At 62.0% G+C, this 21659-nt stretch carries 17 protein-coding genes; 7 read left to right on the forward strand and 10 right to left on the reverse strand.

Going from position 1 to position 21659, the window contains the following annotated elements; genetic code table 11:
- The first annotated feature begins 160 nt into the window (after positions 1-160).
- Positions 161-1537 (forward strand): hypothetical protein, encoded by a 1377-nt coding sequence (locus AASM09_RS13315; RefSeq protein WP_049427998.1) that lies wholly within the window; start codon positions 161-163, stop codon positions 1535-1537.
- Between the two features lie 126 nt (positions 1538-1663).
- Here the strand turns inward: AASM09_RS13315 and AASM09_RS13320 are convergent, their stop codons facing one another.
- Positions 1664-2143 carry a hypothetical protein gene (locus AASM09_RS13320; protein ID WP_238378623.1) on the reverse strand — a complete coding sequence of 160 codons (480 nt, stop codon included), beginning with the start codon at positions 2141-2143 and terminating at the stop codon, positions 1664-1666.
- Positions 2144-2222: 79 nt separating this feature from the next.
- A complete protein-coding gene (locus AASM09_RS13325; protein ID WP_049427775.1) occupies positions 2223-2957 on the reverse strand; it encodes a hypothetical protein in 735 nt (244 codons plus the stop codon).
- A 700-nt stretch (positions 2958-3657) separates the two neighbouring features.
- On the opposite strand from AASM09_RS13325, the gene AASM09_RS13330 reads away from it, so the two are divergent.
- Positions 3658-4233 (forward strand): 5' nucleotidase, NT5C type, encoded by a 576-nt coding sequence (locus AASM09_RS13330; RefSeq protein ID WP_049427773.1) that lies wholly within the window; start codon positions 3658-3660, stop codon positions 4231-4233.
- Between the two features lie 96 nt (positions 4234-4329).
- Here AASM09_RS13330 and AASM09_RS13335 read toward each other — a convergent pair whose 3' ends face one another.
- Complete coding sequence (locus AASM09_RS13335; protein ID WP_049427772.1) at positions 4330-5169, reverse strand: type 1 glutamine amidotransferase domain-containing protein; 840 nt, start codon at positions 5167-5169, stop codon at positions 4330-4332.
- Positions 5170-5265: 96 nt separating this feature from the next.
- Between AASM09_RS13335 and AASM09_RS13340 the strand changes: the two genes are divergently transcribed.
- The 5 genes from AASM09_RS13340 to AASM09_RS13360 all read left to right on the forward strand — a co-directional run bounded on the left by AASM09_RS13340 (position 5266) and on the right by AASM09_RS13360 (position 11235).
- Positions 5266-6189, forward strand: coding sequence for a LysR family transcriptional regulator (locus AASM09_RS13340; protein WP_049427770.1), 924 nt, complete (start codon positions 5266-5268; stop codon positions 6187-6189).
- Between the two features lie 548 nt (positions 6190-6737).
- Positions 6738-7094 carry a hypothetical protein gene (locus tag AASM09_RS13345; protein WP_049427767.1) on the forward strand — a complete coding sequence of 119 codons (357 nt, stop codon included), beginning with the start codon at positions 6738-6740 and terminating at the stop codon, positions 7092-7094.
- Positions 7095-7716: 622 nt separating this feature from the next.
- Complete coding sequence (locus tag AASM09_RS13350) at positions 7717-8925, forward strand: hypothetical protein (RefSeq protein ID WP_080354974.1); 1209 nt, start codon at positions 7717-7719, stop codon at positions 8923-8925.
- A gap of 1 nt (position 8926) precedes the next feature.
- Positions 8927-9379, forward strand: a complete 453-nt coding sequence (locus tag AASM09_RS13355; protein ID WP_049427765.1) for a three component ABC system middle component — start codon at positions 8927-8929, stop codon at positions 9377-9379.
- Positions 9376-11235: a DUF3732 domain-containing protein gene (locus AASM09_RS13360; RefSeq protein WP_049427764.1), complete on the forward strand. Its 1860-nt coding sequence runs from the start codon at positions 9376-9378 to the stop codon at positions 11233-11235. Before AASM09_RS13355 ends, AASM09_RS13360 begins: the two co-directional genes overlap by 4 nt.
- Positions 11236-11315: 80 nt before the next feature.
- On the opposite strand, the gene guaA is transcribed toward AASM09_RS13360, so the two are convergent.
- The 7 genes from guaA to der all read right to left on the reverse strand — a co-directional run bounded on the left by guaA (position 11316) and on the right by der (position 21653).
- On the reverse strand, positions 11316-12881 hold the full coding sequence (guaA, locus tag AASM09_RS13365) for a glutamine-hydrolyzing GMP synthase (protein ID WP_012479957.1): 1566 nt from the start codon (positions 12879-12881) through the stop codon (positions 11316-11318).
- Positions 12878-13354 (reverse strand): hypothetical protein, encoded by a 477-nt coding sequence (locus AASM09_RS13370; protein ID WP_049427751.1) that lies wholly within the window; start codon positions 13352-13354, stop codon positions 12878-12880. The genes guaA and AASM09_RS13370 overlap by 4 nt, the downstream gene beginning before the upstream one ends.
- A gap of 107 nt (positions 13355-13461) precedes the next feature.
- The gene (guaB, locus tag AASM09_RS13375; RefSeq protein ID WP_049427750.1) at positions 13462-14919 is read right to left on the reverse strand and encodes an IMP dehydrogenase; all 1458 of its coding nucleotides are present in this window, start codon (positions 14917-14919) and stop codon (positions 13462-13464) included.
- A gap of 265 nt (positions 14920-15184) precedes the next feature.
- Positions 15185-16063, reverse strand: a complete 879-nt coding sequence (gene folD / locus AASM09_RS13380; protein WP_049402332.1) for a bifunctional methylenetetrahydrofolate dehydrogenase/methenyltetrahydrofolate cyclohydrolase FolD — start codon at positions 16061-16063, stop codon at positions 15185-15187.
- Between the two features lie 687 nt (positions 16064-16750).
- A complete protein-coding gene (locus AASM09_RS13385; protein ID WP_100443605.1) occupies positions 16751-18583 on the reverse strand; it encodes a monovalent cation:proton antiporter-2 (CPA2) family protein in 1833 nt (610 codons plus the stop codon).
- Positions 18584-18934: 351 nt separating this feature from the next.
- Entirely contained in the window at positions 18935-20071 is a 1137-nt protein-coding gene (moeB, locus tag AASM09_RS13390) for a molybdopterin-synthase adenylyltransferase MoeB (RefSeq protein ID WP_049427444.1), read from the reverse strand.
- Between the two features lie 184 nt (positions 20072-20255).
- A complete protein-coding gene (gene der / locus AASM09_RS13395; RefSeq protein WP_012479950.1) occupies positions 20256-21653 on the reverse strand; it encodes a ribosome biogenesis GTPase Der in 1398 nt (465 codons plus the stop codon).
- Positions 21654-21659 lie beyond the last annotated feature (6 nt).

Below are 21659 nucleotides of genomic sequence, written 5' to 3' on the forward strand. Positions count from 1 at the left end.
GGCTTCCTTTCTGTTCGCGGGCATACCTTCGCCCCGCTGCCATTATGCCTGCACCATGCCAGCGCATTTCGCCAGCCCCACAAGACCGGGTGACCTGAAGACTCTCTGCACCCATCGCTGTTGGCCCTATAGTCAGCGCAATCCACCCAAGGATGGCCCGATGACCCCCTGCAAGGCCCTGCTGCCTGCCGCCCTGATCGCGCTGCTCGCTCCCGCTACCAGCGTGGCCGCACCGGCCGCACAACCGGCCACACCGCTCACCACCGGCAGCGTGCGGCTGGATATTGCCAGCGGCCGTGTCGAGGGCGATGTCTGCATGTCCAACCTCCCAGCCGAATCAAGGGGCGCGTTCGTACTCAACGCCGGTCTGAACGTCGCGCGGGTCTCCGACGGTGACGGCAAGCCGGTAGGGTTCGATGGCTGGTACGACCCGGGTGTGGATGGCGAAGCGCGTGTCTATACCCTGGCAGAGCCCGCCGCCGCGCTCTGCGTGCAGTATGTGGGCGCGTTCCCGCTGTACCCGAAGCACGATGCCCTGGGCGACTTCAAGGGCATGATGGCCTTCAACGGCGACAGCGCCCGCTTCACCGAGCAGTCCGCATGGCTGCCGCAGGCGTTCGATCCCAAGGCGCGCGTGCGCAGCAGCGAGAGCCGCTACGACCTGCAGGTGGACTGCGCCGGCTGCCGCTTCCTGTATCTCAACGGCAGCCCGGCCATCGAAGGCGCGCAGGGGCGATTCCGCAGCGACAACGCGCGGCCGATCCTGCTGTTCGGCGGCAGCGGCCCGATCACCCGCACTGCGCAGGTCACCATCCTCAACGAGACCCTGCCCACGGCCAAGGTCGATGCATTGTCCAGCACGGTGCAGAAGGTTGCCGACGTGCACAGCCGCTACATGGGCGCGCCGCTGGCCGACCGCCCCACCTTCCTGCGCATGGTCACGCTCAACCAGATCGAGCGCGACCGCGAAGGCAGCGAATGGGGCTTTGCCACCTGGCCGACCATCGCCATGAGCGGCAGCATCGGCAATGTGGCCGACTCGCTGCTGGCCGGGGGCGAGCAGGCCGAGCGGCGCGTGCAGTACATCGCACACGAAATGGGCCATTACTATTTCGGCACACTGAACCGTCCGCAGGGGCCGTATTTCTGGGTGCTGCTGGAGTCCAGCGCCGAGTTCCTGTCGATCAGGGCGCTGCGTGAGATCAGTGGCGATGCCGCGGCCGATCGCTATATTGCGCGACTGCAATCGACCATCGACACGCAGGACAAGCCGCTGCCAGCATTCGATGCCATCGACAGCAGCTCCGATCTGGGCGAGATGTATCGCTACGTCTATGCCCCCTTGCTGTTGCTCTCGCTGGAGAAACAGGTGGGCGAAGCGAAGATGCAGGCCTTCATGCGCGGGCTGCTGGCCGCGCCGTCGCCGAGGAACTGGGCCGAGCTGCAGACCATCGCACTGAAGGCCGGCATCGACGCCAAGGCCTGGGAGCGTTGGCGGGCCAGCTGTGTGGCAGGTGGCACACCGAGGTGCCGGTAGATTCACGCCACGCGTGGATTCACTCCCTCAACGCCCGCACAACTGAATCGCCCAGCACCGTGTCCAAGGCAACTCGCCCCCTGGCCCCTCCATTTGCCAATCAGCGCCGCTGATGTCCCCGCGCAATCAGAAGAACAGACCCGCCTGATCCAAAGTCGCCAATGGATTGGCCTTCCGCACCGCCTCCAGGAACAGCAGGAAATCGCGATTGAACAGCGTCAGGTTGTTGGTGAACGTCACGCATTTTCTGCCCGATGCTTTGCTGAAGCACACCTGCCACACATAGCGCCCGTAGATCTTGTCGGAGGTGCGAGTGACTGAGGTGATCTGCGAAAGCGAAACCGCCGTAGGCACCGGGCCACGCCGTAGGTAAAAGGACGCCGCATCAAAGAAGTAGTGCTCCCGATCCTCTTTCCCATCCACCATCACCAAGGTCATGGATGTACCGGAGATCCGGCGAGGGGGATCCAAACGCAGCCCCGATTTCACGGACGAGCGAGCAGTTGCTGACATTCGCCGAAGGATGAACCAAAGGATAACCAACGGAAGCGCCGCAACGACAATGAAGCCTGCAGTCTTCAAAACAGTTTCCAGCGTGCTAGGCACACAGATCTCCAGGATGAACGTTCAGGCGATACCCAAGTAGATCCACGCCACGCGTGGATGCTCTGGCTTCAACGCCTTTTCACTTCCAATGATCCGGCCCCAGGAACGGCAGGCTCAGCACAAACACCGGCACCGCCACAGGGATTAGCGCCGCGCCGAGCACCTTGCCCGCCGCCGAACCCGCACCCGGCTTGTCCTCCCTCTCCGGTAGGATCCGCTGCTCACGCGCATTGATCGGCTGTGCAAGCTTCCCTTTCTCCGCCAGCACCGCAGCATCCGACAACTGCACCCGTTCGCCGTCGCCCTCGAACAGCGCGCTGTAATAGCTGCCGCCCTTCCTTGAAAGATTGCAGGCGCGATCAAACGCCAGCGCGTAACGGGTCCGGTCCATCGGCAGGTGGTAGCGCGCCCGCTCCTCCACGGCCTTGGCCTCACGCGGGGGGACCTCAATCCGCTCCAGCCTGAACTGTGCGGCCTGCTCTGCCGTTACCTGCTCCGGCCGCAGCAGCAGCGCATAGCTGCCGTGCACCTTGGCCTTGTTGGCCGGGTCGCGCCAGTCTTCATGGAAGTACATCTGCGCGCAGGCCACCGCCTCGCGCAGCGGGCTGTCCATCAGCGCCCGATACTCGCGGAACGGCGCGGCATTGAAGCGCATCGGCTCGTCATAGCGCGGCAACAGGTACAGCTGGCCGTCGTCGGCCACGAACGCACTGGTGATCTCGCGGCTTGAGGCGTGCTCCTCCGGGCCACTGGCACAGCCGGACAGCAGACCAAGGCACAGGGCGGAGAAGGTGAAGAGGATGGACGTTCGCATGTCGTGTTGGTGGGCTTCCCTGGGAAAACGGCCCCGGTCGGAAGGACGAGGCCAGCCCATCATGGTGCCATGCCAGCCTTGCCCTGCCCAATCAAACTGCTGGAGATCGAGCGGGTTCAAGCCGCTAGCGCTGGTCGGCGTGATACATTGAGTGCGCCTGGACATGCATGTTCAGTGACGTTCCTGGATCAGTCTGGAACGAGCGCCACAGGCATATCCCCGTTCGGCCTTTCCGTAGCGCGTTGGGATTATCCAATCACCAGCGCGCCAGATTGCTCCTTGGTTGGCGAAATGAGCCAGTGGCTGGGGCCATGCGTCTTGGGCAACGGCCAGAGCAGCCACTCGGCACGCCTTTGAAGAATCGCCGCGATATATACCGCATTTCAAGCGTGCCGATTACGGCATCTGCCGGGCGGCATCGCCGTGAGGCGATGCCCATCTCAGTTTCAATTCTGGTTGGTGGTGCCCGTATTGTGTTGTTACGGCACGGTGCACCGTCCCGCTGCAGCAGCGCCTGATGGACTCAAAAGGCACTCTGGCATTCCGCATTGGCGGGGTTGCAGGCCATCACTCTTTCGCCCTGGACCGACGCCAGCGGCATCGCGATTGCTGCCATATCTGTCGCAATCACCAAACACTTTGCCCCGCTACTGGGGAACCGATGAAGAAGAAAGCCCACTCTTGAAAGGAGAGCGCGTAAATGAACGCTGATGATGTGAAGTCGATACCGATGATGGACCCGCTCGCGAACCAGCACACCGGTGGATCGAGTGCATCCAGACGCACCATCTACGTAGATCTTGATGGCGTAATGGCCGACTTCGACGCGGCATTTCCCGCCCTGTTTGGCCTGGACCATCGCCTGCTTGCCGACGATGAAATGTGGGGGCACATCAACAACCACCCGTCGTTCTTCCGCGACCTTCCGCCGATGCAGGGTGCAGTAGAGTTCTTCCACAGCATCCACCACTTGAACCCGGTGATTCTCACCGCCTGCCCGAAATCGAACTATCCGCTCGCTGCCATGCAGAAGCGGCAGTGGGTCCGCGAACATCTGTCAGCAACCTGCCTGGTGTTGCCTGTGCTCGGCGGCAGGCACAAGCCTCTTTTCATGCACCAGCCAGGCGATGTTCTGATCGACGATTTCGAAACGAACTGTGATGCCTGGACAGCGGCCGGAGGCGTGGCGATCAGGCACGCCGGCGATTGGGCCGCGACGCGTCACGCCCTTTCCCAGATTGAAGATCTGTCAGGAATAGCGCTCGCGAAGGGCTGATGCCCTCTCTGCCGACCACGCTGGCACTTCCACAGACAGGCCGAGGCGCTGGCCCCTCGGCCCACAAGGCTGGCAGCCTGCTGTGCAGGCCCCGCCTTACTTCAACCGCTCCACCAACCGCTGCCCCACCTCCAGCGCCGAGGCCGGGTTCTGCCCGGTAATCAGCTCGCGGTCCGCCACCACATGCCCGGTCCACGGCGTGGTGTTGCTGCTGAACGTCGCACCCGCCCGCTGCAACGCGGTCTGCGGGTAGAACTTCATCTCGCCACCACCCAGCAACGGCTTGGCCTGCTCTTCTTCCTGGTTGCTGATCACCGTCATCTGGTAGCCGCTGTAGATCCACTTCGGCGTGGCCGGCATCACCCCCGCTTCCAACTTGGACACGAAACCCGCCGCATCCGGCAGCGTGGACAGCAGCGCGATCGGCCCGTGGCAGACCAGCGCGGTGGTCTTGTTGCGCTGGTGGAAGTCGGCCAGCAGCCGGCCCAGCGCCGGGCTTTTCAGCAGGTCCTGCATCGGCGCGTGGCCACCGGGAATGTAGACCGCATCGAACCGCGCATAGCCCTGCTGCTCAATGCGCGCCAGGCTGACCACCGGCGAGGCCGTCGGCGAGGTCAGCGCCAGTTTCTCCAGCAGCTCCTTGTGCAGCGTCAGCTGCGCGGCATCGTTGCCGAAGTACGCCGGCGTCACCGAGGACGCATCCACCGTCGGCGCCCGCCCCTGCGGCGTGGCGAAGGTCACTTTGTGGCCCGCGTCCAGCAGCAGCTTGACCGGCTGCATCAGCTCGTTGAGATAGAAGCCGGTGGACAGCACCTTGCCGTCCTTCAGGTCCAGGTGGTTCTCGTCGGACAGCACCACCAGTACGTTGGCGGCCTGCGCGCCGGTGGCGGCCAGGGTCAGGGCCAGCGCTGCCGCCAGCCGGGTCATCAGGTTCAAGGGGAGCTCCTATCGGGGAATGGCGGCCACTTTATTCATCGCCCCAGCGGCGATAAATTGGCCCCATCGCAAAACATCTGTTCCCCGGAGAGCCAAATGAGCCGCAAGTTCGACTACCTGGGCGATGTGGAAGTGTTCCTGGCGGTGGTCGAGCACGGCTCGTTCACCGCCGGAGCGGTGGCGCTGTCCACCACGCCCTCGGTGCTGAGCCGCGCGGTCACCCGCCTGGAAGCGCGGCTGGGCCGGCAGCTGCTGCAGCGGACCACCCGCCGCGTGGGCCTGACCGACGCCGGGCGGCTCTATCTGGAACAGGTGCGCACCGCCTTCGGCCTGCTGGACGACGCCGAGCGCGACGTACTGGCCCAGGACGGTGCGCTGGCCGGCCGCGTGCGCCTGAGTGTGCCCACCACCTATGGCCACTACCGGCTGCCGCCCGTGCTGGCGCGCTTTGCGCAGCAGTACCCGCAGGTACAGGTGGAACTGAACATCACCAACCGCAACGTGGACCTGGTGGCAGAAGGCTTCGACCTGGCCATCCGCCTGGGCCAGCTGCCGGACAGCGGGCTGGTGGCGCGCAAGCTGGAGGACGCGCCGCTGCTGCTGGTGGCCGCGCCGGACTACCTGCAACGCCGCGGCACGCCGCAGACGCTGGACGACCTGCAGCAGCACCTGTGCCTGCCGTTTGTGATGCCGCGCACCGGGCGGCTTGCGCCGTGGATCTTCCGCGACGGCGGGCGCGACGTGGACTGGCTGCCGCGTTCCTCCATCGAGACTTCCAACGATGTGCTGGGCGTGGTGTCGCTGGCCGAACAGGGCATTGGCATCTGCCAAAGCTATGAGTTCATCGTGCGGGAGAGGTTGCAGCGTGGGGAGCTGGTGGAGGTGCTGCCGCAGTTGCGGGGACGGTCAAGGCCGTTCTCGGTGATCTATGCGCCGCATCGGCGGCAGTCGGCGGCGGCGCGGGCGATGATTGAGTTGCTTGTGGGGAATGCGGCGGTGGCTGGGGATGGTGGTGGTTGAGGCTGTGACGCTCGCTAACGGTGTCGCGTTTGAACCGCTTTTCGCAGTGTGGGGCTGATCTGGCGTCGATGCCTGCCGGGCATGACTAAGAACTGTTGTAAAGAAGGCTGTCGCGCTATGCGCTTGTGGTGCTGGGGATTGCGTCATTTGGAATCGCAATCAACAGAGCAGCTGCGCGAATACGTCTGGCGGTGTCGCGTGCTGCCCGAATGGTGCGTGCAACAATAGTTCTTCGCTCTCGGATTCAGAGATTCCTTAGCGAATTTCTATTGGCATTCGAAGCGGCGGCGTAAACACCATGGCGCGCCACCGACAAAAGGTGGTCGGGTCTGCAAACCCGAAGAAAGCGATGTCTGTAGTTTGCGCTTGCCCGTCGGCACCGTCCTTAACCGGTGCCGGCGGGCAATCCGTCGGCCTGTATGGCGGGCGGTGCGTGGGGGCCCTCGGGCCCGCCGGTCTTATGACATCGCTTCTTCCGGTTTGCAGCCACGCATCGTCCGCCACCCTTAGCGGTGGCGCTGTTAAGCACAGCCACGGAAGCCGACGCCATGAACGAATCCGACACCTTCTCTTCGTACACCGTTGTTGAACCCATCAACGACGACACTCCCCTGCCCGACCTGAACTACCTCCTCGGCATCCTCAAGCGCATGCGCGGCTGCGAGGGAGCCGATGGGCACCCGTGGCCAGAGACCGATGTGTCACCCGGCCGTCGCGTAAGCCTGGCCAGGAGCGAGCGCGCTATGGTTGGTGCGCTGACTGTCTTGGAGCTGCTGCACGCGGCAGACCGCTGCCGGGTGGCAGCGGACCCGGAGCGGCATCTGGATGAGGGGGTCGTGGATGGGCTGTTTCTGGCGTGCCGGGGGTTGGTTGAGTGGGCTTGTCATGAGGTGAGGCCGGAGTAAATCAAAGCTCAACATTCCACCTTGACCTCGCCTCGACCGAATCAAAGCTAGATACCGGTCGATCTAGCACAAATATCTGCAAAAATACCAAGACGCACGGCAAACGTCGCGCCCTCAGACTTTGGCAGGATGGACTATTGGACCTTCCAATAACATTCTCCAATTAGGCCAACACTTAAGCCTCTGGCCAATATGCTTACCGAGCTTGAAAGTTCAGTGAGATTGTGGGACCGTAAGCTAGAGCACGAGCTCAGTCGGTGGTCGCGTCACTCACGCGTCCCTAGAACGGATCCTAATCACGGCCAAGGGTGGCCCAAGCTCAGCTGACGCCCCCAAAGCTGCAATGGCTTGCAAGGGGGCAGCCAGTGGTAACTTTGCAGAACGTTCAAATATTCCTGAAAAATCCGGTCTCCTTATCGAATGAAGCAATCGAGAAATCCATAGCTTCCATTACCCATGCTCGACTAAGAAATTGGGATTCGCGTAGAGACATGGTTCGGCAGATTATAAATCGCGACGCACTCCTGCCGACCAGCGCTCTGGACGCAGCAAGCAAGGGCGCCAGCTCACATGAAAATTCACTCATCGCAAGTAAAGCGCCAACCTCTCTGGTAATCGAACAATGAGCGGCGCCGACAAATTTTCTGCCGACAAGACATCGTTAGGCTTTGAATTTCAGGATTTCGTATATGTCGAAAAACTAATTTCCCTTAGAGAAGGGCAGGCACTTGGCCTGGAGCTCCATGACGACATCCATGCTCAAACAGTTTCAGATGACGGATCCATTCAAGACCTCACACTAATCCAGTTAAAGCACTCGGTAGAACCTGGCAACATCACAGACAGAGACATTGATCTCTGGAAGACCCTGCATAACTGGCTCCAGATCATCCCAGGCCTCCCCAGCCATAGAAATCTGACGCTTCAACTCTATACAAACAAGGGCCTAAATAACCAAGAGTTTGTTTCCTTACTAAAGAGTCCACGTCAGAACATTGAAGCCATAATTTCGCACATAAGAAGTACTAACGAGAAAATCTCGCTAGTCGAGTCCAAGAAGAAACCTGACGAATCAAAGAATCCTCTCGCAAAGTACGTTCAATCGGTATGCGATGCGAGCAATGAACAACTTAATCATCTTTTTAGTCGATTCGAATTCCATTCTGACGACTCGTCCGTCATTGGAAGAATTACCTCAGAACTGAGGCAGCTTTCCGTTCCAGCATCTCAAATTGAAGAAACCAGACGTCATGTAATCGGCGCATTCAAAGAATCGAAGTTCTCCCGAATAATAAGTGGCGAAAAAGTAGTTATTACGTTTGACGATTTCAGAACAACGATGGGATTTGACAGGATTATTAGATCAGCACGGTCCGAACCTGTTGAGTTTGATCGATTCATTGATTTTTATTACGAATATGAACGACCTCACACCCTGTCATTCCGCTCAAGCAAGTTCCATGAACAGCTTCAGGACATCGGAATACACGAAGAAGAGATCATTGATCGCGGAGTCGAAATGGTCTTGTCAGAGCAATTTATACAGTCACTTAAGGACTCGGGATCGTTCAGCGCTAGAGACGATTCAAGGCTCGAAAACAAGGCACTGTCAGATTGGCAACTTTTACACAATCAGTCTCATAGGAACACGCCGGATGATGACGAGCCAATTCATCTAAAAGCGTCTCAGGATTGCTATGACCAAACAATGAAAAAGCAAATGACGGCTGGCGGCGTCGAAATTCCAATCAATCTCAGCTGCGGAAAGTACATTAAACTTTCCAATATCCCTCGAATAGGATGGCGCAAGAACTGGCGGAGCAAGTTCTGAAATGAACCGAATCTCTCAGAATGAATTAATCGGAACCGTTGCGCTTCAGATTGCACTTGAGAACTCGCCCGACCATAGTCTCGCCCTATCTAAAGCAATGCTCATCCTTCCATTGATTTTTGATAGAACAATTCGCTCAGTTCTGAAGAGAAAGAACAGTATCGTATTAAGTAGTAAAGACTTAATTGTCTCAAACCCTGGTGCGTTTACTGTAGTCCGCGCGAAGTATGAGGATCTTACAATTACGTCCTTGAATACTATTTTGCTAGCCAAGGAGCTTGGAATGATCACCCTGGAGGATCATTCATTGAGCCTTAGATCCAAAATATTCTTCCGAGACGCTACGGACATTGGAAAGATCGCAACGGAGATCTTCGATTCAGGCCCCAAGCTTGGCCTAATCCTTCGCGAATCGACTTTGGACCTCTATCAAACATTCAGGATCGAATTGTGAGCAACATCCAGATTTCCAGCGTAATTCTCTGGCAAAAGAACGGAATAACAAGATCACTAGACTTCCTCCACAATCGCGTTAACGTGATTACTGGAGACTCAGGAAAAGGAAAGTCGTCAATACTTTTCATAATTGACTACTGCTTACTCGCGAGTGAAACAACAGGCATATCGAAAGCAAACATCGACTCAAAGGTAAATTGGTATGGCATCAAGCTTTCGGTAGATGGCAAGGAGATCGTAATAGCTCGCCCAGCGGAGAGCGCCGGCTGTACCGACCAGGCCTACTTTAACGAGAACGGAATCATCCCAGACACCCCCGACCTGAATGTCCGCGTTGACAGTCTAAAAAAAGTTCTCAGTGCAGCCTTTGGAATCGACACGGAATTGAGAGTTCCATACGGCGGAAGGTACATTCAGGCCGGATCTAAAGTCTCTTTCCGAAATTTCCTAGCGTACTGCTATCAGGATCAGAACACCATCGTCGCGCCAGACCATTTGTACATTAGACCTACTGATGGCCGATTCCAAGAGTCCATTGAAAGAACATTTAGAATGGCGATTGGCGCAGAGAACGTTGACACCGCTATTTCTCGCAGCAAGTTGGCAGAGCTTGAACGAAAGAGAGCAGCTCATGTTAGAAAGCAGGATTCCTATAGAGAAGCCGCAAATTCATTTTCAGAGGAAGTTTCTGCGCTATCTATCGAGGCTCGCTCACTGGGTGTTATTGATCAGGTTCATGACACCTATCACGAGAATTTCGCCGAACTGAGGAAGGTTGTCCAGATACCCTCTACTCCGACTGGCCCCAGGGCTGAAGTTGAAAGGGTCGAGCGCGAGATTTTCAGGCTCACTGCCAAGAATCGTCAGCTTCAGGCGTTTATCGACAACAAGCCGACTTACGTCGCTTCCCTGAAGCAAATTGAAGATGCGCTAAAGCCGGTCAATGCGTTCAACTCGCAGTCTGAGGATATATTCCCCTCGCAGTTTGCCAACCAGGTCATATCGAAGCTGCAACGTGAGCTCTCTGAAGTTAAAGAGTCTTTGCGAAATCGGAAGAGCTTCCCATTCCTTGATGAAGTTAGAAAGATTCACGAAGGCAATGAAGTAGAGCTGCGAAGACTAAGGGATGAACTTGACACTCTTAACACAAGACGGGATGTCCAGCAAAACCCGAATGAATACTATCGTTTCTTGGGTCGACTGGAGACAAAGCTTGACATCTACAGTCAGAGCCACACCCAGCCCGTCGACACGCAATCCGAAGAGTTCGACGACGCAATCGCAGATCTACAGAAGGTTGTTGATCAGAATGACGAAAAGAATTCGATCGCGAAGGAAAGATTAAATAGCCTTATAAATAGAGTATTAAGCCATCTCCCACTAAAGGGATACAGCGAATTCTCCGCTCACTACTCAGAGAAGGAGAAATTAATCCATCTACACTCGCCAGATCTGACTCAAATAGAGAAAATGCCAGATGTGGGAAGTGCATCTAACTATCTGTACCTTCATATCGCGCACTTCCTTGCAATACATGAAATCGCAAGGACGTTACTGATTCCTTGGATGCCGTCCTTCTTAATACTTGATCAAGTCAGCACCCCATATTTCTCAAGCGACGGCCAACCGAATGATGACATCCGCAGCCTTGACAAGGTCCTAGCGCAACTGAATGATTTTGTTTATAGAATGGATAAACGCGGCGGATTTCAGATCATTCTTTTGGAGCACATAGCCGAAGATCACTGGACGTCGCTGCAACTTGACCGGTTCCATCTCGTGGACAGAGAGCTTCGGGATGATTACGGCCTCATTCTTGAGCTCGCTGAAGATGACAGTCCTCGGAGCGAATAGATTCAGGGAAGCATTTATAGAATCCCCGCTCAACTCGAAGATAGAACAAGGGCGCCTCTCGGCGCCCTCGTTCTTTCAACTCACTCCCACTCAATGGTCGCCGGCGGCTTCCCCGAGATGTCATAGACAACCCGCGACACCCCCCGCAACTCATTGATGATCCGGTTGCTCACCGTGCCCAGGAACTCATACGGCAGATGCGCCCAATGCGCCGTCATGAAGTCGATCGTCTCCACGGCTCTTAGCGCAATCACCCACTCATAAGCCCGCGCATCGCCCACCACGCCCACCGACTTCACCGGCAGGAACACGGCAAACGCCTGGCTGGTCTTGTCGTACAGGTCGGCCTTGCGCAGCTCATCAATGAAGATGGCATCGGCCTTGGCCAGCAGTTCGGCGTATTCGCGCTTCACTTCGCCCAGGATACGCACGCCCAGGCCCGGGCCCGGGAACGGGTGGCGGTAGACCATGGTGCGCGGCAGGCCCAGCTCAACGCCCAGGCGGCGCACTTCGTCCTTGAACAGCTCGCGCAGCGGCTCCACCAGGCCCAGCTTCATGTGCTCTGGCAGGCCGCCAACGTTGTGGTGGCTCTTGATCACATGCGCCTTGCCGGTCTTGCTGCCGGCCGACTCGATCACGTCCGGGTAGATGGTGCCCTGCGCCAGCCACTTGGCGTTCTTCAGCTTGTTCGACTCTTCGTCGAAGATCTCAACGAACAGGTTGCCGATAATCTTGCGCTTGGCTTCCGGGTCGCTCACGCCTTCCAGCGCGGCAAAGTAGCGGTCGGCGGCATTCACGCGCACCACCTTCACGCCCATGTGCTCGGCGAACATCGCCATCACCTGGTCGCCTTCCTGCCAGCGCAGCAGGCCGGTATCCACGAACACGCAGGTCAGCTTCTCGCCGATGGCCTTGTGCAGCAGCGCAGCCACCACGGACGAATCAACGCCGCCGGACAGGCCCAGGATCACTTCGTCATCGCCCACCTGTTCGCGCACGCGGGCGATCTGGTCGTCGATGATGTTGGCAGCGGTCCACAGGGTCTGGCAGCCGCACACATCCACCACGAAGCGGCGCAGCAGCGCCTGGCCCTGCAGGGTGTGGGTCACTTCCGGGTGGAACTGCACGCCGTACCAGCGCTTTTCTTCGTTGGCCATGGCGGCCACTGGAATGCGGTCGGTGGTGGCGGTGATGGTGAAGCCCGGCGGCGCAACGGAGACGTGGTCGCCGTGGCTCATCCAGACATTCAGCTTCGGCTCGCCGCCGTGGTCGCTCAGGCCCTTGAACAGTGCATCGGGGTTGATCACGTTCACTTCGGCGTGGCCGAATTCGCGCTGATCCGCCGCTTCGGTGGCACCACCCAGCTGTGCGGCCAGGGTCTGCATGCCGTAGCAGATGCCGAAGATCGGCAGGCCGCTGTCGAACACTTCCTGCGGCGCGGCCGGGGCGCCCGGCAGCGTGGTCGATTCCGGGCCACCGGACAGGATGATGCCCTTGGCGCCAAAGCCGGCGATCTCGGCCGGGTTGTGGTCCCACGCCCAGATTTCGCAGTAGACGCCCAGCTCGCGGATGCGGCGGGCGATCAGCTGCGTGTACTGCGCGCCGAAATCGAGGATGAGGATCTTGTCGTTATGGATGTTGGTCATGGTGCCGTTCCAGTGGTGTTTTTCGCAGCGCCCGGCGCTTCAAGGCTCTGTGTCAGCGTGGCGATGAACGCCTCGCGTTGTTGAATATTTGAGGGGTCTTCCTCGTCCCAGCGCAGCATCAGCAGGCCATGCGGTGCGTTGGGGTTGGAGCGGTCAGCGCGCGGCAGCTCGGCGATTTCCTGCACTTCGGTGCCAGGCACGATGCGCCGTTGCAGCGCCGCCATCGAGAAGCCCGACTCCGCAGCGCCCCAGGACGCCCACTGCACGCTCATCCGTGCGGGCTCCAGCGCGCCCAGTACCGGCGTCAGCACCGGATCATCCGGGCCATGCAGCAGCTCGGTAACGCACTGCAGCGTGACCTGCAGCGGGCGCTCGCCGGTGCCTTTCAGCAGCCAGCGCTGCTCGCCAGCGGCCTGCACCTGCCAGCCCTTCGGCAGCGAGAACGCGTTCTGGCACGCCTGTACGTCCTTCACTTGCGAAACCGCCGCGCCCGGAGACCCGGAGCGCGGCGGCGGTTCGGACAACGAACAGCCTGCCATCAGCAGGCTGCCCGTAATCGCAAGAGCAGTTCGCAAGCGCATCAGGCGCGGTAGTTCGGCGGCTCTTTGGTGATGGTCACGTCGTGGACGTGGCTCTCACGCTGGCCGGCGCCGCTGATCTTCACGAACTTGGGCTTGCTGCGCATGTCTTCGATGGTGGCGCAGCCCACGTAGCCCATGGTGGCGCGCAGGCCGCCCATCAGCTGGTGGATGATGCCGCCCACCGGGCCGCGGTACGGCACGCGGCCTTCGATGCCTTCCGGCACCAGCTTGTCGGCGGTGGCGGCGTCCTGGAAGTAGCGGTCCTTCGACCCCTTTTCCATGGCGGCCAGCGAACCCATGCCGCGGTAGCTCTTGTACGAACGGCCCTGGTACAGCTCGGTCTCGCCCGGCGATTCCTCGGTACCGGCCAGCAGGCCACCGACCATGATGGTCGAGGCACCGGCAGCCAGCGCCTTGCCGATGTCGCCCGAGTAGCGGATGCCACCGTCGGCGATCAGCGGGATGCGGTCCTGCAGCGCATCGGCCACCAGATCAATGGCGGTGACCTGCGGCACGCCGACGCCGGCAACGACGCGGGTGGTGCAGATCGAGCCCGGGCCGATGCCGACCTTCACGGCGTCCGCGCCGCTGTCCAGCAGCGCCAGTGCGGCTTCGCCGGTGCAGATGTTGCCACCGATGACCTGCACGTTCGGGAAGTTCTTCTTGACCCAGCTGACGCGGTCCAGCACGCCCTGCGAGTGGCCGTGCGCGGTATCGACCACAATCACGTCCACGCCGGCGGCGACCAGCGCTTCCACGCGGCGATCGGTATCACCACCCACGCCGACGGCAGCGCCGACCAGCAGGCGGGTCGACAGATCCTTGGCAGCGTTCGGGAAGTCGGTGTTCTTCTGGATGTCCTTGACGGTGATCAGGCCACGCAGTTCGAACGAGTCATTGACCACCAGCACCTTTTCGATGCGGTTGCGGTGCAGCAGCTGCAGCACTTCGTCGGAGGCGGCGCCTTCCTTGACCGTGATCAGGCGATCCTTCTTGGTCATGATGTGGCGGACCGGATCATCCAGCTCGGTCTCAAAGCGCATATCGCGGTGGGTCACGATGCCGGCCAGCAGGCCGTCGCTGCCCACCACCGGCACGCCGGAGATGTTGTGCGCCTGGGTCAGGGCCAGCACGTCGCGGATGGTGGTTTCCGGGCCGACGGTGATCGGGTCGCGGATGACACCGGCCTCGAACTTCTTGACCTTGGCCACTTCCGCGGCCTGCTGTTCCAGGCTGAGATTCTTGTGGATGATGCCCATGCCGCCGAGCTGGGCCATGGCGATGGCCAGGCGGGCTTCGGTGACGGTATCCATGGCTGCAGACAGGATCGGAAGCTTCAGCTTCAGGTCGCGAGTCAACCGCGTTTCGAGGTTGACGTCCTTGGGCAGGATGGTCGAGTGGGCGGGGACGAGCGAGACGTCGTCGTAAGTGAGTGCTTCAGCCTGGATGCGCAGCATCGGCATACCCGAGATGTGGGGAAGCGCGACATTTTACCCCTTTTCAGGGGCCAAGAACAGCATTTTTGGTAGCCAGAATTGGAACTTCGCGCGACACAGTGTCGCACCCGCTCACCTGTAGAGCCGAGCCCACGCTCGGCTGCTTTCCGCCAGACCGCGATGAGCCGAGCATAGGCTCGGCTCTACAGGAGGCCCCAGGCCCGGTACCACCAAGCGGTGCCGCAGCGTCGCGCGGGGCGGTGATTCATTCAGGGGGGGGGACGGGTCAGCTCAGCGCTTCCGCCGCTTCCAGGGTGTTCTGCATCAGCGTGGCCACGGTCATCGGGCCCACGCCACCCGGCACCGGGGTGATCCAGCTCGCCCGCTGCGCAGCGGCCTCAAACCCAACGTCACCCACCAGACGGCCGTCATCCAAGCGGTTGATGCCCACGTCGATCACCACCGCGCCCGGCTTCACCCACTCGCCCGGCACGATGCCCGGGCGGCCGACCGCCACCACCAGGATGTCGGCGTTGCGCACGGCCTGTTCCAGCACGTCCTTGGGGGTGAACTTGTGGCAGCTGGTGACGGTGCAGCCGGCAATCAGCAGCTCCAGGCCCATCGGCCGGCCAACGTGGTTGCTCACGCCCACGATGGTGGCGTTGCGGCCGCGCACCGGCTGGTCAGTGTGGCCCAGCAGCGTAGTGATGCCGCGCGGGGTGCACGGGCGCAGGCCGAACTCGCGCAGGGCCAGGTGGCCGACGTTTTCCGGGTGGAAACCGTCCACGTCCTTGCGCGGGTCGATGCGCTGGATCAGCCGGCGCGCGTCCGGAATGCCCGGCAGCGGCAGCTGGATCAGGATGCCGTTGATCTTCGGATCGGCGTTGAGCTGGTCGATCAGGTCGAGCAGCTCGGCCTCGGTGGTACCGGCCGGCAGGTCGTAGTCGTGTGCTTCGATGCCGACCTTCTCGGCGGCACGGCGCTTGTTGCGCACGTACACGGTCGAGGCCGGGTCACCACCGACCAGCACCACGGCCAGGCCCGGACGGCTGCCACCGGCGGCCACGCGGGCGTCGACGCGCACCTTCAGGCTGTCGAGCAGGTCCTCGGCGATACGGCGGCCATCAAGGATGCGGGCAGGATGCTGGGGGGCGGAATCGGTCATCGGGGGCAGGCGTGGGGCGGCGGGGACGCTATTGTCCCCGATTCAGGCCCCCTCGCCCACCGCCACGACGCCGGCCGACCCGCCCCTGTAGAGCCGAGCCTACGCTCGGCTCACGCGCATAGCGCGGCTCTATCGCAACCTGACCGAAGAGCAAGCCGAGCATGGGCTCGGCTCTACAGCCGACCGGCCCACTCTTGTAGAGCCGAGCCTACGCTCGGCTCACGCGCGCAGCGCGGCTTTTTCGCAACCTGACCGAAGAGCAGCCGAGCATGGGCTCGGCTCTACAACCGTCCGCCCCACTCTTGTAGAGCCGAGCCTACGCTCGGGCAACCTGACCGAAGAGCAGCCGAGCATGGGCTCGGCTCTACAACCGTCCGCCCCACTCTTGTAGAGCCGAGCCTACGCTCGGCTCAAGCGCGCAGCGCGGCATTTTCGCAACCTGACCGAAGAGCAGCCGAGCACGGGCTCGGCTCTACAGCCGACCGGCCCGCCCTTGTAGAGCCGAGCCTACGCTCGGCTCACGCGCAGCGCGGCTTTATCGCAACCTGACCGAAGAGCAGCCGAGCACGGGCTCGGCTCTACAGCCGACCGGCCCGCCCTTGTAGAGCCGAGCCTACGCTCGGCTCACGCGCATAGCGCGGCTTTACCGCAACCTGACCGAAGAGCAAGCCGAGCACGGGCTCGGCTCTACTCTTCCTCTTCCGGCACGTCCTGCGGGTTCAACGTCTTGCTTGCCCGCTTCGGCGCGGTGAACGGCGTCGGCGTCGGTACGCCCTGCGGACTGTTGCCGTAGATCATCCGCGCACCTGCATTCAAACCACCACCGGCAATCTCCAGCTCAAAACGCTCGGCATCGCGGCGACGGATCTGCTCGGCAATCTCCACCGCATCATCCTCATCCGCGCCCAGCTCCACCAGCGCGGCCTGGCCGAACAGCACCGCCGACTCGAACGTCTCGCGGATCTGGAAATCGACACCGGCATGGATCAGCCGCAGCGAATGCTCGCGGTCGAACGAGCGCACCATCAGCTTGGCCTGCGGGAACTCGTGCGACACCAGTTCAACGATGCGGTCAGCGGCCTCGGCCTTGTCCACGCACACCGCGATCGCCCGCGCGGTGGCCGCACCCGAAGCATGCAGCACATCCAACCGCGTGCCATCGCCGTAATAGATCTTGAAACCGAACCGCGCTGCGCTCTGGATCATCTCCACATCGTTGTCGATGATGGTCACGTCCACGTCGCGCGCCAGCAGCGACTGGCTGGCGACCTGGCCGAAGCGGCCAAAGCCGATCAGCAGCACGCTGCCGGACAGGCCATCGGCTTCGTCCACGCCGTCCATGTTCACCGTCGGCTTCGGTGCGATGCGCTTGTAGAGCAGCACCACCAGCGGGGTCAGCGCCATCGACAGCACCACCACGGCGGTGAAGTTGGCATTGATCTCCATGTTGATCACGCCGGCCGATGCCGCGGCGGAGAACAGCACGAAGGCGAACTCGCCGCCCTGTGCCATCAGCACGCCACGGTCCAGCGCCTGTGCGTGGTCGCTGCCCATGATGCGCGCGACCACGTAGATGCACAGCGCCTTGGCCGCCATCAACGCCAGCACCAGGCCGAGGATCAGCTGCCAGTTGCCCGCCACCACGCCCAGGTCCAGCGCCATGCCCACGCTGAGGAAGAACAGGCCCAGCAGGATGCCGCGGAACGGCTCGATGTCCGCCTCGATCTGGTGGCGGAAGGTCGATTCGCTGAGCAGCACGCCGGCCAGGAACGCACCCATCGCCATCGACAGGCCGGACAGCTGCATCAGCAGCGCCGCACCCAGCACCACCAGCAGCGCGGCGGCGGTCATCACCTCGCGCGCCTTCGATTCGGCCAGCACGCGGAACAGCGGGTTGAGCAGGAAGCGGCCGACCAGCACCAGGCCAACAATGGCGCCCACGCCGATCGCCACCGACAGCCAGCGTGAGCCTTCGCCATCGGCACTGCCCGCGCTCGGGCCCATCCAGGCCACCAGCGCCAGCAACGGCACGATCAGCAGGTCTTCGAACAGCAGGATCGAAACGATCTTCTGCCCCGACGGCAGCGCGATGTCACCGCGCTCGGCCAGCAACTGCATCACCACTGCGGTGGAGGTGAGCACGAAACCGGTGGCGCCGATGAAGGCCACCTGCCACGGCAGCCCGAACAGCTTGGCGATGCTGGTCAGTATCAGCGCACAGGTGACGATCTGCAGCGTACCCAGCCCGAAGATTTCCTTGCGCAGGCTCCACAGGTGCGAGGGCCGCATTTCCAGGCCGATCACGAACAGGAACATCACCACGCCGAGTTCGGCGGTATGCAGGATCGCCTGCGGGTCGGAGAACCAGCCCAGCCCGAACGGTCCGATCGCCAGGCCAGCAGCAAAGTAGCCCAGTACCGAGCCCAGGCCGGCCCGGCGGAACAGGGGCACCATCACCACCGCCGCGCCCAACAGGGCCACGACCTTGACCAGCTCGCTGGTCGCTGCTTCTACCGCCATGCGGTGTTTTCCCCAAGATCCAGAATCGGGTTCAACAATAGAGCAATGCCGATGACGGCAATAGCACGCATGTTGCGCCGGATTGTCTTGGAGGTGGAACGATGCCGACAGCGACCCCCGACATCATCCCGAAATCGTTGCAAGTCGCTGTAGAGCCGAGCCCATGCTCGGCTGCTCTTCGTGCCGAGGCCAGAAGCAGCCGAGCATGGGCTCGGCTCTACAGTAGATCTACGCCATGCGTGGATGACGCACAGCCGCCGCGCCCCGGTAGATCCACGCCATGCGTGGATGACGCACAGCCGCCGCGCCCCGGTAGATCCACGCCATGCGTGGATGACTCCCCGGCCAGCCTCACCCGCCCCGGCAGAACGCGGCGTAATCGATATACCCCGGGAACGGCACGCCCGGCGCGCACACCGGGCAGTGCGGGTCCGGCCGGATGCCGGTCTCGCGGAAGCGCATGCCCAGCGCATCGAAACGCAGCAGGCGCCCCACCAGCGGCTCGCCGATGCCCAGCAACAGCTTCAGCACTTCGGTGGCCTGCAGCACGCCCGCCAACCCAGGCAGCACCCCCAGCACCCCGGCCTCGGAACAGTTCGGCGCGAACTCCGGCGGCGGCGGCTCGGGGAACAGGCAGCGGTAGCACGGCGCCACGCCACGCTGGCGGCCTGCATCAAACACGCTGACCTGGCCGTCGAAGCGCTCGATGGCGGCATACACCAGCGGTTTTGCGTGCTTGATGCAGGCGTCGTTGAGCAGGTAGCGCAGCGGGAAGTTGTCCGAGCCGTCCAGCACCACGTCCACGCCCTCCAGCAGCGCATCCACGTTGTCGGAGGTGACCCGCTCGGGCACCGCTTCGACGTCGATGGACGGGTTCAGCGCCAGCAACCGCTCGCGCGCGGAATCGACCTTGAGCTGGCCGACACTGGCTTCGGTATGCACGATCTGCCGGTGCAGGTTGCTGCGCTCGACGCGGTCGTGGTCGGCGAAACGCAGGTGCCCCACCCCGGCCGCGGCCAGATAGAAGCCGGCCGGTGCGCCCAGTCCGCCCGCACCCAGCACCAGCACGCGCGACTGCTGCAGCCTGCGTTGCCCGGCTTCACCCACCTGCGGCAACAGCAAATGGCGCGAATAGCGGTCAAAGAAATCGCGGTCGGCGGCGCTGGCCAGCGGCTGCACCAGCGGCAGCGACTGCTCGCGCCAGGCCACGGTGCCGCCCGTCACGGAAGCGACGTTGGTGTAGCCCGCCTCCAGCAGGAACTGCGCGGCATCGGCCGAGCGCTTGCCGCTCTGGCAGATCAGCAGGATTTCCTGGTCGTGACGCGGCAGATGCGCGGCCGGATCGGCCTGCAGCTCGCCCTTGGCCACGCCGCGTGCGCCTTCGGCCATGCCACCGGCACGCTCGTGCGCCTCGCGCACATCGATCAGCACGGCGCCATGGGCCAGGCGTTCACGCGCCTGCGTGGGGGAAAGCTCTTGGATGCTCATGGCCGCATTATCGCCCACGTCATGCCAGCCCGCCTCGGCCAGCGCCTGTAGAGCCGAGCCCGCGCTCGGCTGACGCGAGCAGCGCGGCGGTGGCACTACGCGAACAGCAGCCGAGCATGGGCTCGGCTCTACAGGGTTACCCCCGGCAACGAAAAAGGCGGCCCTGCGGCCGCCTTTTTCTGCGTCACTTGCCCTTGACGTGCTTCATCAAGCGCCGCTTGGCCTTGACCTGCCGCTCGGTGAGGACGTTCTTCTTGCCCTCGTACGGGTTGGTACCCTCGCGGAAGATGAAGCTCACCGGCGTGCCGATCAGCTTGAAGCGCTTGCGGAAGAAGTTCTCCAGATAGCGCTTGTACGACTCCTGCAGTTCCTTCAGGCGCGTGCCGTGCACGATGAAGGTCGGCGGATTCGCACCGGCCGGGTGCACGTAACGCAACTTGGAGACGTGGCCGCGGATGGTCGGCGGCGGGTTGGTCTCGTAGGCCACTTCCAGCGCCTTGTTCACTTCGCTGGTGGTGAAGGTCTTGTTCGCCGATTCGTGCGCGCGGTGCACGGCGCGGAACAGCTCGCGCAGGCCCGAGCCGTGCTTGGCCGAGATGCGCACCGATTCGGCCCACGGCACGAAGCCCAGCTTCAGCGACAGCATGGTCTCGGCCTGCTCGCGCTGGTACTCGGTCAGGCCATCCCACTTGTTGATGGCGATCACCAGCGCACGGCCGGCGTCGAGCACCGCACCGAGCACAGTGGCGTCCTGGTCGGTCACGCCTTCGGTGGCATCCAGCATCAGCACGGCCACCTGGCACTGCTCGATCGACTGCATGGTCTTGACCACCGAGAACTTCTCGACGACCTCGTCCACGCGCGAACGGCGGCGCAGGCCGGCGGTATCGATCAGGCGGTATTCGCGGCCATCGCGCTCCAGGTCCACCGCGATCGAGTCGCGGGTGGTACCCGGCACGTCGGAGGCGATCATGCGCTCCTCGCCGAGGATGCGGTTGACCAGCGTCGACTTGCCCACGTTCGGACGGCCGACGAAGGCGATGCGGATACGGTTCGGATCGTTGTCCAGCTCTTCGCCGCTGCCTTCTTCGGGCAGGCGCTGGATCACCTCGTCCAGCAGGTCGTCCAGGCCCTGGCGGTGCGCGGCCGAGACGGTCAGCATTTCGCCGAAGCCGTAGCGGGCGAACTCCGAACGCACGCTGTCCTCGTCGGTGCCGTCGATCTTGTTGATCAGCAGCAGCGTCGGGCGCGACAGCTTGCGCAGCCAGGCCAGGATCTCGTCGTCCAGCGCCGAGGTGCCCTCGCGGGCATCGACGACGAACAGGATCAGATCGGCTTCGGCCGCGGCAGCCCGCGCCTGCCGCGTGGTGGCGCCGGCCAGGCCTTCGTCCTCACCGGCGATACCGCCGGTATCCACGACGAGGAAATGGTTGTCCTCGTCGAGGCGGCAGACGCCGTAGTTGCGGTCACGGGTAACGCCGGGCTGGTCATGGACCAGCGCGTCACGGGTGCGCGTAAGCGCATTGAAAATAGTCGACTTGCCGACATTCGGCCGTCCAACCAGGGCGACCAAAGGCAGCATCGCGAT

Source organism: Stenotrophomonas maltophilia (genome assembly GCF_039555535.1).
Classification (GTDB): Bacteria; Pseudomonadota; Gammaproteobacteria; order Xanthomonadales; family Xanthomonadaceae; genus Stenotrophomonas; species Stenotrophomonas maltophilia_Q.

Coding starts and splice junctions, on each gene's coding strand:
- guaA (WP_012479957.1), bottom strand. CDS start 12,881: ATGACCAACATCCATAACGACAAGATCCTCATCCTCGATTTCGGCGCG.
- der (WP_012479950.1), bottom strand. CDS start 21,653: ATGCTGCCTTTGGTCGCCCTGGTTGGACGGCCGAATGTCGGCAAGTCG.
- AASM09_RS13325 (WP_049427775.1), bottom strand. CDS start 2,957: ATGCGAACGTCCATCCTCTTCACCTTCTCCGCCCTGTGCCTTGGTCTG.
- AASM09_RS13385 (WP_100443605.1), bottom strand. CDS start 18,583: ATGGCGGTAGAAGCAGCGACCAGCGAGCTGGTCAAGGTCGTGGCCCTG.
- AASM09_RS13340 (WP_049427770.1), top strand. CDS start 5,266: ATGAGCCGCAAGTTCGACTACCTGGGCGATGTGGAAGTGTTCCTGGCG.
- AASM09_RS13350 (WP_080354974.1), top strand. CDS start 7,717: ATGAGCGGCGCCGACAAATTTTCTGCCGACAAGACATCGTTAGGCTTT.
- AASM09_RS13330 (WP_049427773.1), top strand. CDS start 3,658: ATGAACGCTGATGATGTGAAGTCGATACCGATGATGGACCCGCTCGCG.
- AASM09_RS13345 (WP_049427767.1), top strand. CDS start 6,738: ATGAACGAATCCGACACCTTCTCTTCGTACACCGTTGTTGAACCCATC.
- folD (WP_049402332.1), bottom strand. CDS start 16,063: ATGACCGATTCCGCCCCCCAGCATCCTGCCCGCATCCTTGATGGCCGC.
- guaB (WP_049427750.1), bottom strand. CDS start 14,919: ATGCTGCGCATCCAGGCTGAAGCACTCACTTACGACGACGTCTCGCTC.
- AASM09_RS13355 (WP_049427765.1), top strand. CDS start 8,927: ATGAACCGAATCTCTCAGAATGAATTAATCGGAACCGTTGCGCTTCAG.
- moeB (WP_049427444.1), bottom strand. CDS start 20,071: ATGAGCATCCAAGAGCTTTCCCCCACGCAGGCGCGTGAACGCCTGGCC.
- AASM09_RS13315 (WP_049427998.1), top strand. CDS start 161: ATGACCCCCTGCAAGGCCCTGCTGCCTGCCGCCCTGATCGCGCTGCTC.